Consider the following 12260-nt stretch of genomic DNA (forward strand, 5'->3'; position numbering starts at 1 on the left):
TGAGGGTGGAATTGCAGGAGGATGACGATGGATTGCGATGTTCTGGTGATCGGGGCAGGGCTTGCGGGCCTTGTGACGGCTGTGGAGGCTGCCGATCGCGGCCTGCGGGTCATCGTGCTTGACCAGGAAGGCGAGCAGAATCTCGGCGGTCAGGCCTTCTGGTCGCTGGGCGGGCTTCTGTTTGTCGATAGTCCCGAGCAGCGCCGGATGCGCATTCGCGACACACTCGATCTGGCGCGCCAGGACTGGATGGGGTCTGCGCAATTCGATCGACCCGAGGATTTCTGGCCGCGCCGCTGGGCGGAGGCCTATCTCGATTTTGCCGCGGGCGAAAAGCGTGCCTGGCTTCATCGGCAGGGCATGCGCTGGTTTCCTGTTGTCGGTTGGGCAGAGCGCGGCGGCGGGCTGGCCGATGGCCACGGAAATTCGGTGCCGCGGTTCCATGTGACATGGGGAACGGGGCCGGGCGTGCTGGCGCCGTTCATCGCACGGGCACGGGCGTTGGAGGCACGGGGGCACATTCGCTTCCGCTTCCGCCATCAGGTGGATGAATTGATCCTGAGCGGTGGCGCTGTTACCGGCGCACGTGGCTCGGTGCTCAAGAACGACGACGTGCCGCGCGGCCAGCGCAGTTCCCGCGAGGTGGTCGACGAATTCTGGTTCGAGGCCGGCGCCGTCGTCGTCGCATCCGGCGGCATCGGTGGCAATCATGATATGGTGCGCCGGCAATGGCCGGTCGATCGCCTCGGTCCACCACCGGACTTCATGGTCAGCGGTGTGCCGGATTATGTCGACGGGCGCATGGTGGAAATCGCCGAGCATGCCCGCGGCTCGGTGATCAACAAGGACCGCATGTGGCACTATACCGAGGGTCTTCGAAATTTCGATCCGGTCTGGCCGAATCACGGTATCCGCATCCTGCCCGGCCCATCCTCGTTCTGGTGCGATGCCGACGGCAACCGGTTTGCTTCACCCGCCATGCCGGGCTTCGACACGCTTGGCACGTTGAAAGCGATCCGCAGGAGTGGAGCCGACTACAGCTGGTTCATCCTGACCAAGGCGATCATCAAGAAGGAGTTCGCGCTGTCCGGCTCCGAGCAGAACCCGGATTTGACGAACAAGGACATTCCGCTGCTGCTGAAGAGGCTCGGCAAGAATCCGCCGGGGCCGGTGAAGGCTTTCATGGACAAGGGCGAGGATTTTATCGTTCGCGATCGGCTGGACGATCTGGTCGAGGCCATGAACACCCTGAGCGGCGAGAGGCGGCTTTCGCTGGAACACCTGCGTGGCCAGATCGAGGCGCGCGACCGCGAGATCGGCAATCCCTTCTCTAAGGATGCCCAGGTCACGGCCATCCGGGGTGCGCGAAACTATCTCGGCGACCGGTTGATGCGGACCGCCAAGCCTCACCGGCTTCTCGATCCGAAGGCCGGACCGCTGATTGCCGTGCGGCTCAATATCCTCACCCGGAAAACGCTGGGCGGTCTGCAGACGGATCTGAATGGCCGGGTGCTGGAGCTGTCAGGCGAGCCGGTGCCGGGGCTCTATGCGGCTGGTGAAGTCGCGGGTTTCGGCGGCGGCGGCATGCATGGTTATAACGCGCTCGAAGGCACGTTTCTTGGCGGTTGCCTGTTTTCGGGGCGAGTTGCCGGGCGCAGCGCCTGCGCCTGATCGGCGCGTGGAAACCGCTCCCCGGATTGACAGGGGAGCGGCTGAGGATCAATCCAGATGGACGTCAGCGTCCTTGACGACCGGACCCCATTTTGCCAGTTCGGCCGTCACATGGGTGGCCAGTTCTTCCGGCGTCGAGGCGACGATGGTGGCGCTGAAATCCTTCATCTTTTCGGCCACCGTCGGGTCCGCCAAAGCCTTTTTCGCCGCAGCATTCAGCCGGTCGATGGCTTCCTTCGGCGTGCCGGCCGGGGCAAATAGTGCATTCCAGGTATAGGTCTCGTAGCCGGGAATGGTCTCGGCGATCGTCGGCACATCCGGGAAGGAGGGGGCACGCTCCTTCGTTGTCACGGCCAAGGCCCGCAAGGTGCCGGACTTGATGTGACCGGAGGACGACGGCAGGTTGTCGAACATGACCGGCACCTGGTTGCCGATGACGTCGTTCAGCGCCGGGCCGGATCCCTTGTACGGCACGTGCTGCATGCTGACACCGGCCATTTTCTTGAACAGTTCGCCGGAAAGATGCAGCGGCGTGCCGTTTCCGGACGAGGCGTAGGAGTATTGGTCCGGCGCTGCCTTCAGCAAGGCCACGAGTTCAGCGACGGTCTTGGCTGGCAGTTCCGGGTTAACCACGAGCACGTTGGGCACCAGCACCAGCAGCGAGACCGGCGCAAAGTCCTTCTCCGGGTCGTAGGGCTTGGTCTTCAAAATCAACGGATTGAGCGCGTGGGTCGCCACCGTTCCCATCAGGATCGTATAGCCATCGGGTTCAGCCCGGGCCACGCGGTCGGCGCCGAGATTGCCGCCGGCGCCCGCGACGTTTTCAACCACGACCTGCTGGCCGAGATCGTCAGACATTTTCTGCCCGATGATGCGGGCAACGACGTCGGTCGAGCCGCCGGCGGCAAACGGTACCACCAGGGTCACCGGACGATCGGGGAATTCCTGTGCCTGTGCCGCCGTACCAAGGGCAAGCGCTGACACTGCCACCACTGCAAGGCCAAGTGCCGTCCGCCGTTTTAAAGACGTCATTCCAATCTCCTCCCAAAGCGTTCCTGTCCGGAAACAACACGAAGGCCGTTTCCGCGGGAAACAATAGGGCGGGATGTCCCAAGAGCAACCTTGGGGCAGGGATTTAACGGTTAAACACGTCAGCCGAGCGTGATGACGTTGCTTGCCTCCGGCGAATCATAGTCGAACTGCAGCCGGGCGAGCTTGGCGTAGAGCCCGCCTTGACGGACGAGGGAGGCGTGCGTGCCTTCCTCGACGATCTTGCCCTGATCCATGACGAGGATACGGTCCGCCTTTAGCACGGTTGCCAGGCGATGGGCGATGACAAGCGTTGTCCGTTCGCGCATCAGTCCATCCAGCGCCTTCTGGACCAGCGTCTCGCTTTCGGCGTCGAGCGCGGAGGTCGCCTCGTCGAGCAGAAGCACGGGTGCGTCTTTCAGGATCGCGCGGGCAATGGCGATGCGCTGCCGCTGGCCGCCCGACAGCGTGATGCCGCGTTCGCCGACCTGCGTGTCGTAGCCGTGGTCGAGCCTGGCGATGAATTCGTCGGCCTGGGCGGCGACGGCTGCGGCCTTTACCATCTCACGCGATGCCGATGGCAGGCCGAACGCGATGTTGTCGTGGATCGAAGCCGCAAAGATCGTCACGTCCTGCGGCACGATGGCGATGCGGCGGCGCAAGGCTTGCGGATCGACGGCGCGGATATCGGCGCCATCCACGCAGATTGCACCCTTTACCGGATCGTAGAACCTCAGAAGCAGGGAGAAGACAGTGCTCTTGCCGGCGCCGGACGGGCCGACGATGGCAACCGTTTCGCCCGGCTTGATAGCAAAGCTCAGACCCTTGACGCTTTTGTAATTGGGTCTTGAGGGGTAGGCAAAGTGAACGTCGTTGAAGGTCACGGCGCCCTGTGCCGGTTCCGGCATCGCAAGCGGATCGGCCGGTGCGGTTATGTCAGGCTGCTCCGCCAGCAATTCGCTCAGGCGCTCGGCGGCGCCCGCGGCCTGGGAGAGTTCGCCCCAGACTTCCGAAAGCGCGCCGAGGCTGCCTGCGGCAAAGACCGAGTAGAGCAGGAACTGGCCGAGTGTTCCGGCCGACAGCGCGCCTGAGAGCACGTCCTGCGCGCCGAACCACAACACGGCAACGACGCTGCCGAAGATCATGGTGATGGCAAAAGCCGTGAGGATGGAGCGGGCCTTGATGGCGGAGCGTGCCGCCTCATAGGCGCTTTCGACAGCGCTGCCGTAACGGGCCTGTGCCACGGCTTCGCCGTTGAACGCCTGGACGGTGCGGGCGGCCGAAATCGCTTCGCCGGCATAGGCCGAGGCGGTAGCCAGCGTATCCTGCGCCTCGCGCGACCGGCGCCGTACCGAGCGGCCAAAACCGACCAGCGGGAAGACGATGACGGGAATGGCTGCGATCACCAGGCTCGACAGTTTCGGGCTGGTATAGACCATCATGCCGATGGCCCCGAGACACAGGATGGTATTGCGCAGCGCCACGGACGCCGTCGCGCCGACGGCGGACTTGATCTGTGTCGTATCGGCGGTCAGCCGCGAGACGATCTCGCCGGACTGGTTGACATCGAAGAAGGAGGGGGAAAGCCGAGTGACATGGTCGAAGACGTCGCGGCGCAGGTCAGAGACGATGCGTTCGCCGAGCGTGATGACGAAGTAGTAGCGGGCCGCACTCGCCAGAGCCAGAATGATCGCGAGGATCATCAGCATCGAAAAGTAGGTGTTGATGAAGCCGGAATCGGAATTCGAGAAGCCGTGGTCGATCATCCGGCGCACGGCCATCGGCAGCGTCAGGGTCGTCACGGCAGCAACGACCAGCGAAATGCCGGCGCCTATGACGAGATTGCGATAGCGCTGGATATACGGCAGCAGCTTGACCAGCGGGCGGACCGACTTCCGTCCCGCCGGTTGAACGACCTCATTCGACACATGACCTCCAATACCGGAAGAAGCTGCAAAACTCGCATGAGTCTTCTCCGGCGGTACTTGTTATCCTAATGACCATCATGTATAGGCACGGCATCAAATTGGGAAGCCGTGGTCCCTTCAGTGGTCTGCGGCTTCATTTACGTGTTCGGTCCCCATGCCGCAATGGCCCGCAAATGGCTTGCGACAATTGGACCCTGGAACTTGCAGGAAGATTGTTATGAAGGCTGATATCCATCCCGCTTACCACATGATCAAAGTCGTCATGACAGACGGCACCTCCTACGAAACCCGCTCGACCTGGGGTTCGGAAGGTCAGACCATGAACCTCGAAATCGACCCGAAGTCGCATCCGGCATGGACCGGTGGCAACCAGCAGATGATGGACCGCGGCGGCCGCGTTTCCAAGTTCAAGAAGCGCTTCGAAGGCCTCGGCCTCTAAGCTTTTCCTGCTGGAACATGACTTTGAGAAGCCCGGTTTTCCCGGGCTTTTTTGCGTTTGGGGCCGACGTCACGCCCCTCCTGAGCGGCAGTACTTTCCAGCCGCAGTGTCCCGATCCCAAAAAAAACAATAGTGTTGACTAATCAATTAGTGTCGGCTATTTGAATGGGCATGTTAGAAGCTGCCCACATCACCACTGTCCTGCGCACCCTCGCTGATCCGACGCGGCGCGCCGTTTTCGAGCGGGTCGTCGGTTGCGACGAAATAACCGTGGTCGAGCTGACGCGCGGCAGCGGCGTGACGCAGGGCGCCATCTCGCAGCATCTCAAGTCGCTGAAGTTGGCCGGCCTTGTCGTCGAGCGTCCGGAAGGCCGCAACGTCTATTATCGGGCCCGGCCGGAAGGTCTCGAACCGCTTGCCGATTGGATGAGCCATTACGGCGTCTTCTGGCGCGACCGCTTTGCCAATCTTAGAACCTTGCTCAAGGAGATCGATCCATGAACGATGCTGCGTTGAAATCCGATATTCAGGATATTGTCGTCGATGAGGTCTTTCCGCATGCGCCGGAAACGATCTGGAAGGCATTGACATCAGGCGACCTGATCGCCCGCTGGATGATGCCGCCGACGGGGTTCGCTGCGGTTGAGGGTACGCACTTTACCTACCAGACGACGCCCGCCGGTGAATGGGACGGTATCATCCGTTGCCAGGTATTGCAGGTGATTCCGAACCAGCGCCTGGCTTATGCCTGGAAGGGCGGGCACGCCGGAAACGCCGGCTACGGCTCGCTGCTCGATACCGTCGTTACATGGATGCTTACCAAAGCTGAAAGCGGCACCCGCGTCCGCCTTGTCCACTCCGGCTTTGTGCTGCCGAAGAATGATACTGCTTACCAGCACATGAGCAACGGCTGGAGGAAGGTCGTCAGAAATCTGGATGCTGTTGCCGCTGAACAGGATGGTACGAACCCCCTGCAGTGACAGTGTCGCGGAGTAACCGCGCCTTGGGCAGGTCTGGCTGCTGACGTTTCGTCCTGCGCGCTTCGCTGAAATCATAATACCGCTGCCGAAACGAGGCTTCCCGGTCTGTCCGGAAGCCTCGAATGAGAACCTGTGCGCGGGCAATATTTACTTTCCAACTGCATCTTGAGGAGAAGAGAGATGAGCAAGGCTTTTAAGGGTGGATGCGCGTGCGGCGCGATCCGGTATGAAATCACCGCAGAACCGGTTTTCATGAACGAGTGCCAGTGCCGGGACTGCCAGCACAGGAGCGGAACGGGACACGGCTCCTACCTGACATTCGCCGGCAGGAAGGATGTAAAGCTTGAAGGGGAGGCGACAGAATGGGAGGTCGCCGGCGATAGCGGCGGTATCAAGAGCCACGCCTTTTGCCCCACCTGCGGCGCGCCGGTCTATCTGACCTTCGCAGCGATGCCGGATTTCTTCACGGTTCATGCGGCAAGCCTTGACGATCCAGGCCGGTTTAAACCGCAAGTGGTGACTTACAATCTGCGCGGTTATGCGTGGGATCATCTCGATCCGGCTCTGCCGAAATTCGAAAAAATGCCACCGGCCTAAAATCACTCGGCTTCGGTGGCAGGTGGGCGGCGGGCTTGAGGTTTTGCCCGCCTGCCCGGCTTACCATGCGTTGCATCTGAAGCATGAAAGAGTGCTTCCCTCACGGCGCAACCGCCGCTAGAGTTCCATCAGCGTCACTAAGTTGACGGGGGTGGGGTCCGGATGAAGATTTTGTTTGCGGAGATCGCTGCGGCGGCCTTCGTTCTGTTTGCCCGCGCGATCACTGCGGTTCGTGCCATCTGGCCGGAGCATGGATTGCCGTCGCGGCCATGCGTCTATTTTGCCAATCATTCCAGCCACGGCGATTTCGTCCTGGTCTGGGCGGTGCTGCCGCCGAGACTGCGCAATCAGGCCCGTCCGGTGGCCGGGGCTGAATACTGGCTGAAATCCAAGGTGAGCACATTCATCGGCCGGGATGTCTTCAACGCCGTGCTGATCGAGCGTGAGCGGGAGAAGCGGACGCAGGATCCGATCGAGCTGATGACCACGGCAATCGATGACGGTTCGTCGCTGATCCTCTTTCCAGAGGGCACGCGAAACCTGACCGATGCGCGGCTCCTTCCCTTCAAAAGCGGCCTCTTTCATCTGGTTTCGGCGCGCCCGGACGTCGATCTCGTGCCGGTGTGGATCAACAATCTCAACCGCGTCATGCCGAAAGGCGAGATCGTGCCGATCCCGCTGATCTGCACCGTCACCTTCGGCGATGCCCTGCGTTTGACGCCCAACGAGGGCAAGGACGTCTTTCTTGAGCGAATGCAGGCCGCGCTTTTGGCGTTATCTCCAAAACCATTAGGAAGCGGCGAATGAATACGGCAAGCTCTGACCTTCTCACTCTGGTCCTCGGTATCGTCGGCGTCCTGATCTTCGCGTCTGCGGTCGGCTATATGCTGCAGCGGCGCTTTTCCGCCAATGGGCCGAATGCTGCGGTGGAAAACCTCAACGCCCGCATCAAGGCCTGGTGGATCATGGTCATCCTGATCGGCATCGCTTTCATCGCGGGCCGGATCGGCGTCCTGGTTCTCTTCGCCTTCTGTTCGTTTGCCGCTCTGCGGGAATTCGTCACCCTGATCAATACCCGGCGTGCCGATCATTGGGCGCTGGCCTCGGCCTTCTTCGTCGTCCTGCCGATCCAGTACTACCTGCTCTGGGCGAAAGAGTATGGCATCTTCGCCATCTTCATTCCGGTCTACGCCTTCCTGTTGATGCCGATCATTTCCGTGTTGAGGGGCGATACCGAGCGTTTCCTCCTTCGCGTCGCCGAGGTGCAATGGGCGCTGATGATCTGCGTTTTCTGCGCCTCGCATGTGCCGGCACTGCTGACCCTCACCATTCCCGGCTTCGAGGGGCGCAATGTGCTTCTGATCGCCTTCCTGGTGATTGTCGTGCAGTTGAGCGATGTGCTGCAATATGTCTGGGGCAAGCTGTTCGGGCGCACCAAGATCGCCCCGAACCTGTCGCCGTCGAAGACGGTTGAGGGCTTTGTGGGCGGTGTGGCGAGCGCCACCTTGATTGGTGCATCGCTGTGGTGGATCACGCCGTTTACGCCGTTCCAGGCGGGCCTCCTTGCCCTCATCATCACCCTCATGGGCTTTTTCGGCGGTCTGGTGATGTCGGCGGTCAAGCGTGACCGCGGCGTCAAGGACTGGGGCAATCTTATCGAAGGCCACGGCGGGCTGATCGACAGGCTGGATTCCGTCGTCTTTTCGGCGCCGATCTTTTTCCACATCGTGCGCTACTGGTGGTCGCTCTCGTGACGACGATGCTCCGGCGGTGGGCAGGCAGCGGTGCGGTGCATGCACTCATCGCCTTTCTGGCCATGGGCGGCTGGGCGGTCTTTGCCAACCGCGGTCATGCCATGCCGCAGCCGCTTTATTCCGGGCTTCTGCAGGGCGCGCTGTCGGCCTGCCTGACACTATTCCTGAAATCCGTGGTTGACGCCCTGTCCAAACGCTTCAACGGCCTCGCGCGATTGTGGGCGCCGCCACTCTTGGCCTGCCTCGGCTCTGCAAGCCTGCTTACGGCGCTGCATGCATTGATCGGGACGCCCGAAATTGCCAGCACAATCGCGGTGCCGCTGCTGGTGTCGACCAGCTACGCATCGATCTACAATTATTCGATTTCCAACAGAAAAGGTGCGGGAACATGACGGATACGGGCGACAGGCGGCCTCTGGCAAGCCGCAACACCCGATGGGCCGGTGCCATCGCCCGATGGCTGGCAGCCCGGGCGATCACGCCCAACCAGATTTCCCAGGCTAGCATGGTGGCCGCCGCGCTGGCCGGCGGCACCTTCGTGCTGGCCGGGCAGAGTTCGGGCAGCTTGCGGATTGTTTGCCTGCTCCTGGCGATCCTGTTCTGCCAGCTCCGGCTCTTGTGCAATCTGTTCGACGGCATGGTCGCCGTGGAAGGGGGCAAGGGCGCGCCGGATGGTCCCTTCTGGAACGAGTTTCCCGATCGGGTCGCCGATCTCCTGATTTTTGCCGGCGCCGGCTATGGCATCGGCATGCCGGGGCTCGGCTGGGCGGCCGGTGCCTTTGCCGTCCTCACCGCCTATGTCCGTGAACTGGGGCGCGCCACGGGGCAGCCCAGCGATTTCTCCGGTCCGATGGCCAAGCAGCATCGCATGGCGGCAATCACGGCGGCGGCTGCCATCTCCATCCTGGAGCCATTGTGGGGAGGCCACAACCAGGTGCTGATGGCGGCGCTGTGGGTCGTTGCTGCCGGAGCATTGCTCACGGCAGTCCGCCGGAGCCGGACATTGATCGCTCGGTTGAAAGAGACCGGCAAGCAATAGCTTGGCGATATCGGCAGAAAACAAAAACCCGGCAATGGCCGGGTTTAACGTTTGGACTGCCTGTGGCTCTAGGATCAGTTCGTGCCGAAGGCCGTCTGCAGCAGGGTGAGCTGAGCCTTGACGCCGTTCTGGTTGTCGGGCGTGAAGTTCTGGGCTTCCTGCGGGCGGTAGATTTCGCGGTCGAGCAGAGCGACGCGGTTCTGCAGGCGCAGCGAACGGTCGATCAGGTCACGGAAACCTTCCGGCAGGTCGTTCCAACCCGGTGCGGTGCGATCGACGTTGAAGCTGTCGAGGCGAACCTTGTTCTTTTCCGACAGCACCTGTTCGCGGTTCATCTCGCCATTGTTGACGGCGCGCTGCAGCAGAAGCCAGGAGGCCATCTGCATCAGGCGGGTGGTGAGGCGCATCGATTCAGCCGCATAGAGCACCGATGCCATACGCGGCAGAACCTTGGAGGCGGCACGGCCGGGGCCGTCGAGATAGCTTGCGGTTTCTTCGACCAGGCCCATGCCTTCCGCATAAAGGGTTTTGAACTGCGCCGAAGACGCAGCGTGCCCCGCGAAGCTCACAGTATTCAATCCCCGTTCGGACATGGCTTGATTCCCTGGTTAAACGCATCAACTTGGTCAGGTAACGAACGGGTTAATAAAAAGTTTCCCGCCGCCCGTCTATGTTGGAACATGATCCCATAGCGCATTCCGCGCAAGCCTATTCTTAAGAAAGGGTTAATCTCCACACTTCTTTGCAAATTGTGGAAAAAAGGACAAAAAAAAGAGCCGCAAAAGCGGCTCTCAAGGTAAAACAGGGAGAAAAATCAGACCATTCGCAAATGCGGAAATGCCTGAGTCCAGAGCGATCCGGATATCCTAGTAATACCTTGTAATGCTTAATGATGCGTTACAACGGCCAGCTTTAGACCGCAGTCATGTCTTGTTTCAAGGGGCGGACAAGCGGGCTTTGCTTTGCAAACGGAAACTATGAACGAAATAAGCTTTCCGCGGCTGATTTGCTTGCGGACTTCCTGGCCTTTTCGGCTTCAAGCCGCTCGATCTCCTGCTTCAGCAAGTCAATGCGCAGGGACAGCTCATCGACTGACAGCAATGCCAGATCGCTACCGATCTCATGGGCCAGTTGCTTCTTCGGACGGTCATCATCAAACAAGCTCATTGCGGCCTCCCTGTTGGCTCCTCGCCGTTTGGTTCCTCGTCGAACGGGGCTGCGCGCGGCGAGAGCTGCAGGCTTTCGGGCGTCGTCAGCGTGCCCGGGTTGATGGTCGAATAGGCGTCGCGTTCGGATGCCGGCAGGGCGGCGCGCATGCGGCTGCGGAAGATCGCGTAGGCGGTGATCAGCAGGTGGGCGCAGGCCGTGATCATGAACAGGCCGTAGGGTCCGGTGACGGTCATGATCGGGCCGCCGATGGTCGGGCCGATGATCGTGCCGATGCCGTAGAGCAAGAGCAGTCCGCCGGAAATCTTGACGAAATCCTCGGGCGTCGCAAAGTCGTTGGCGTGCGATACGGCGATCGGATAGAGCGCGTTGGCGGTGGCGCCATAAATCCCGACAAGCGTGATCAGCATGATCACATGCGTTGGCTCGATCAGGAAGATCAGCATGCCGGCGACGGCCGCGACCGCCGCAAGGGCTGCGAGTACGTAGCGGCGGTCGATCTTGTCGGAGAGACGGCCGGCCGGAAACTGCATCACCGCGCCGGCAAAGATCGTCGTACTCATCATGAGCGCGACATTGCTGTCCGTCAGCCCGACCTGGCGGCCGAAGACGGCGCCGAGCGTGCCGTAGGCGCCGTTGGCGATGCCGACCAGCAGGATGCCGAGAAAAGAGATCGGCGAGTTGCGATAGAGTGCGCGAAGGTCGAGGCTTACCTGTTTCAGCGGCTGCGGCGAGGCGGCCGTCGAGAGCAGCGTCGGCAACATGGCAAGGCAATAGACAATGCCGCAGATCATGAAAAATGTCGTCGTCGCGGTATCGCCAAACGGGATCATCAGCTGGCCGCCGACAACGCCCATCAGCGTGATGGCGATATAGAGCGAGAAGATCGCGCCGCGGCTTTCATTGGTGGCGCGCTCGTTCAGCCAGCTTTCGATGATCATCGATGTGCCGGCCGTCGAGAAGCCCGTGAAGGCGCGCAAGACCACCCACCAGATTGGATCGACGAGAAGGCCGGTCAGAAGTGCGATGATCGCCAGAATGGCGGCAAAGCAACTGAAAGCGCGCACATGGCCGGCGCGCTTGACGATCGTCGGCGCCAGCAGGCAACCCAGAACGAAGCCGCTGGCCCAGGATGTGCCGAGCAGACCGAGCAGTGTCGTCGAATATCCTTCCGTCGTGCCGCGCACCGGCAGCAACAGGCTGTGCAGGCCGTTCCCGAGGAAAAGAAACAGCGTTCCAAGCAGGAGGGAGGCAACGGGAAGAAGGTTTTTTCGCATGTGAAATCCGCTGGTTCCGGGCTACGGCAAAACGTAGGGCCATGCCGCCATAATTGCCAGCCGGAATTTTTCATTGAGTGAGCCTGCAAAAGACGCTCTAACCCAGATGGCGCGCAAAAGTGACGCGCGTGTGACGGGCCGGAAGCGCTGCTAAGCTCTTTTCAACAAACGAGAAAACAATGTCGAAAGCGTTAACGGTCATCCTGCTTTTGGCCATGCTGATCCAGGTCCTGAAACCACTCGACCTGCCTGGGCTGCGCCATCGCCGGGATTTCTGGAAAATCGCCGTGTTTGCGATCGCGGTGATGATGGTAACGGTACTGATCCGGCCCTAAAGCGCGCCGCGATCTTTCAGATTCGTGCCGCGCTTCAGGTCTTT

General features: G+C 61.1%; 15 protein-coding genes. 10 read left to right on the forward strand and 5 right to left on the reverse strand.

What is annotated here, in order from left to right; all coding sequences use genetic code 11:
* Positions 1 to 27 precede the first annotated feature (27 nt).
* Positions 28 to 1671 (forward strand): FAD-binding dehydrogenase, encoded by a 1644-nt coding sequence (locus tag AC1D17_RS04015; protein WP_477564126.1) that lies wholly within the window; start codon positions 28 to 30, stop codon positions 1669 to 1671.
* A 48-nt stretch (positions 1672 to 1719) separates the two neighbouring features.
* On the opposite strand, the gene AC1D17_RS04020 is transcribed toward AC1D17_RS04015, so the two are convergent.
* Entirely contained in the window at positions 1720 to 2703 is a 984-nt protein-coding gene (locus AC1D17_RS04020; RefSeq protein ID WP_477564127.1) for a Bug family tripartite tricarboxylate transporter substrate binding protein, read from the reverse strand.
* A gap of 119 nt (positions 2704 to 2822) precedes the next feature.
* Positions 2823 to 4628, reverse strand: coding sequence for an ABC transporter ATP-binding protein/permease (locus tag AC1D17_RS04025; RefSeq protein WP_477564128.1), 1806 nt, complete (start codon positions 4626 to 4628; stop codon positions 2823 to 2825).
* 217 nt (positions 4629 to 4845) lie between these two features.
* Here AC1D17_RS04025 and rpmE point away from each other — a divergent pair, with 217 nt between their 5' ends.
* The 8 genes from rpmE to AC1D17_RS04065 all read left to right on the forward strand — a co-directional run bounded on the left by rpmE (position 4846) and on the right by AC1D17_RS04065 (position 9437).
* A complete protein-coding gene (gene rpmE / locus AC1D17_RS04030; RefSeq protein WP_264220223.1) occupies positions 4846 to 5067 on the forward strand; it encodes a 50S ribosomal protein L31 in 222 nt (73 codons plus the stop codon).
* Between the two features lie 171 nt (positions 5068 to 5238).
* Positions 5239 to 5568, forward strand: coding sequence for an ArsR/SmtB family transcription factor (locus tag AC1D17_RS04035; RefSeq protein WP_477564264.1), 330 nt, complete (start codon positions 5239 to 5241; stop codon positions 5566 to 5568).
* Entirely contained in the window at positions 5565 to 6047 is a 483-nt protein-coding gene (locus tag AC1D17_RS04040; protein ID WP_477564129.1) for an SRPBCC family protein, read from the forward strand. The genes AC1D17_RS04035 and AC1D17_RS04040 overlap by 4 nt, the downstream gene beginning before the upstream one ends.
* A gap of 180 nt (positions 6048 to 6227) precedes the next feature.
* The gene (locus AC1D17_RS04045; protein WP_477564130.1) at positions 6228 to 6644 is read left to right on the forward strand and encodes a GFA family protein; all 417 of its coding nucleotides are present in this window, start codon (positions 6228 to 6230) and stop codon (positions 6642 to 6644) included.
* Between the two features lie 162 nt (positions 6645 to 6806).
* Positions 6807 to 7451, forward strand: a complete 645-nt coding sequence (locus AC1D17_RS04050; protein ID WP_264220227.1) for a lysophospholipid acyltransferase family protein — start codon at positions 6807 to 6809, stop codon at positions 7449 to 7451.
* A complete protein-coding gene (locus AC1D17_RS04055; RefSeq protein WP_477564131.1) occupies positions 7448 to 8398 on the forward strand; it encodes a phosphatidate cytidylyltransferase in 951 nt (316 codons plus the stop codon). Before AC1D17_RS04050 ends, AC1D17_RS04055 begins: the two co-directional genes overlap by 4 nt.
* Positions 8399 to 8403: 5 nt before the next feature.
* A complete protein-coding gene (locus tag AC1D17_RS04060; protein WP_477564265.1) occupies positions 8404 to 8790 on the forward strand; it encodes a hypothetical protein in 387 nt (128 codons plus the stop codon).
* Complete coding sequence (locus AC1D17_RS04065; RefSeq protein ID WP_477564132.1) at positions 8787 to 9437, forward strand: CDP-alcohol phosphatidyltransferase family protein; 651 nt, start codon at positions 8787 to 8789, stop codon at positions 9435 to 9437. The genes AC1D17_RS04060 and AC1D17_RS04065 overlap by 4 nt, the downstream gene beginning before the upstream one ends.
* A 74-nt stretch (positions 9438 to 9511) precedes the next feature.
* Here AC1D17_RS04065 and rcdA read toward each other — a convergent pair whose 3' ends face one another.
* The 3 genes from rcdA to AC1D17_RS04080 form a co-directional block, all read right to left on the reverse strand.
* Entirely contained in the window at positions 9512 to 10030 is a 519-nt protein-coding gene (rcdA, locus tag AC1D17_RS04070; RefSeq protein WP_264220230.1) for a protease adaptor protein RcdA, read from the reverse strand.
* 382 nt (positions 10031 to 10412) lie between these two features.
* On the reverse strand, positions 10413 to 10604 hold the full coding sequence (locus tag AC1D17_RS04075) for a DUF1192 domain-containing protein (RefSeq protein WP_477564133.1): 192 nt from the start codon (positions 10602 to 10604) through the stop codon (positions 10413 to 10415).
* Positions 10601 to 11881 (reverse strand): MFS transporter, encoded by a 1281-nt coding sequence (locus AC1D17_RS04080; RefSeq protein ID WP_477564134.1) that lies wholly within the window; start codon positions 11879 to 11881, stop codon positions 10601 to 10603. Before AC1D17_RS04080 ends, AC1D17_RS04075 begins: the two co-directional genes overlap by 4 nt.
* Before the next feature lie 179 nt (positions 11882 to 12060).
* On the opposite strand from AC1D17_RS04080, the gene AC1D17_RS04085 reads away from it, so the two are divergent.
* On the forward strand, positions 12061 to 12216 hold the full coding sequence (locus AC1D17_RS04085; RefSeq protein WP_477564135.1) for a hypothetical protein: 156 nt from the start codon (positions 12061 to 12063) through the stop codon (positions 12214 to 12216).
* Positions 12217 to 12260 lie beyond the last annotated feature (44 nt).

The organism is Pararhizobium sp. P1_E7, from assembly GCF_056405855.1.

What these genes read in the sequence shown, in the direction of transcription:
- AC1D17_RS04015 (WP_477564126.1), top strand. Translation starts at nt 28, where the DNA reads ATGGATTGCGATGTTCTGGTGATCGGGGCAGGGCTTGCGGGCCTTGTG.
- rpmE (WP_264220223.1), top strand. Translation starts at nt 4,846, where the DNA reads ATGAAGGCTGATATCCATCCCGCTTACCACATGATCAAAGTCGTCATG.
- AC1D17_RS04050 (WP_264220227.1), top strand. Translation starts at nt 6,807, where the DNA reads ATGAAGATTTTGTTTGCGGAGATCGCTGCGGCGGCCTTCGTTCTGTTT.
- AC1D17_RS04035 (WP_477564264.1), top strand. Translation starts at nt 5,239, where the DNA reads ATGTTAGAAGCTGCCCACATCACCACTGTCCTGCGCACCCTCGCTGAT.
- AC1D17_RS04075 (WP_477564133.1), bottom strand. Translation starts at nt 10,604, where the DNA reads ATGAGCTTGTTTGATGATGACCGTCCGAAGAAGCAACTGGCCCATGAG.
- AC1D17_RS04055 (WP_477564131.1), top strand. Translation starts at nt 7,448, where the DNA reads ATGAATACGGCAAGCTCTGACCTTCTCACTCTGGTCCTCGGTATCGTC.
- AC1D17_RS04060 (WP_477564265.1), top strand. Translation starts at nt 8,404, where the DNA reads ATGCTCCGGCGGTGGGCAGGCAGCGGTGCGGTGCATGCACTCATCGCC.
- AC1D17_RS04065 (WP_477564132.1), top strand. Translation starts at nt 8,787, where the DNA reads ATGACGGATACGGGCGACAGGCGGCCTCTGGCAAGCCGCAACACCCGA.
- AC1D17_RS04040 (WP_477564129.1), top strand. Translation starts at nt 5,565, where the DNA reads ATGAACGATGCTGCGTTGAAATCCGATATTCAGGATATTGTCGTCGAT.
- rcdA (WP_264220230.1), bottom strand. Translation starts at nt 10,030, where the DNA reads ATGTCCGAACGGGGATTGAATACTGTGAGCTTCGCGGGGCACGCTGCG.
- AC1D17_RS04085 (WP_477564135.1), top strand. Translation starts at nt 12,061, where the DNA reads ATGTCGAAAGCGTTAACGGTCATCCTGCTTTTGGCCATGCTGATCCAG.
- AC1D17_RS04020 (WP_477564127.1), bottom strand. Translation starts at nt 2,703, where the DNA reads ATGACGTCTTTAAAACGGCGGACGGCACTTGGCCTTGCAGTGGTGGCA.
- AC1D17_RS04080 (WP_477564134.1), bottom strand. Translation starts at nt 11,881, where the DNA reads ATGCGAAAAAACCTTCTTCCCGTTGCCTCCCTCCTGCTTGGAACGCTG.
- AC1D17_RS04045 (WP_477564130.1), top strand. Translation starts at nt 6,228, where the DNA reads ATGAGCAAGGCTTTTAAGGGTGGATGCGCGTGCGGCGCGATCCGGTAT.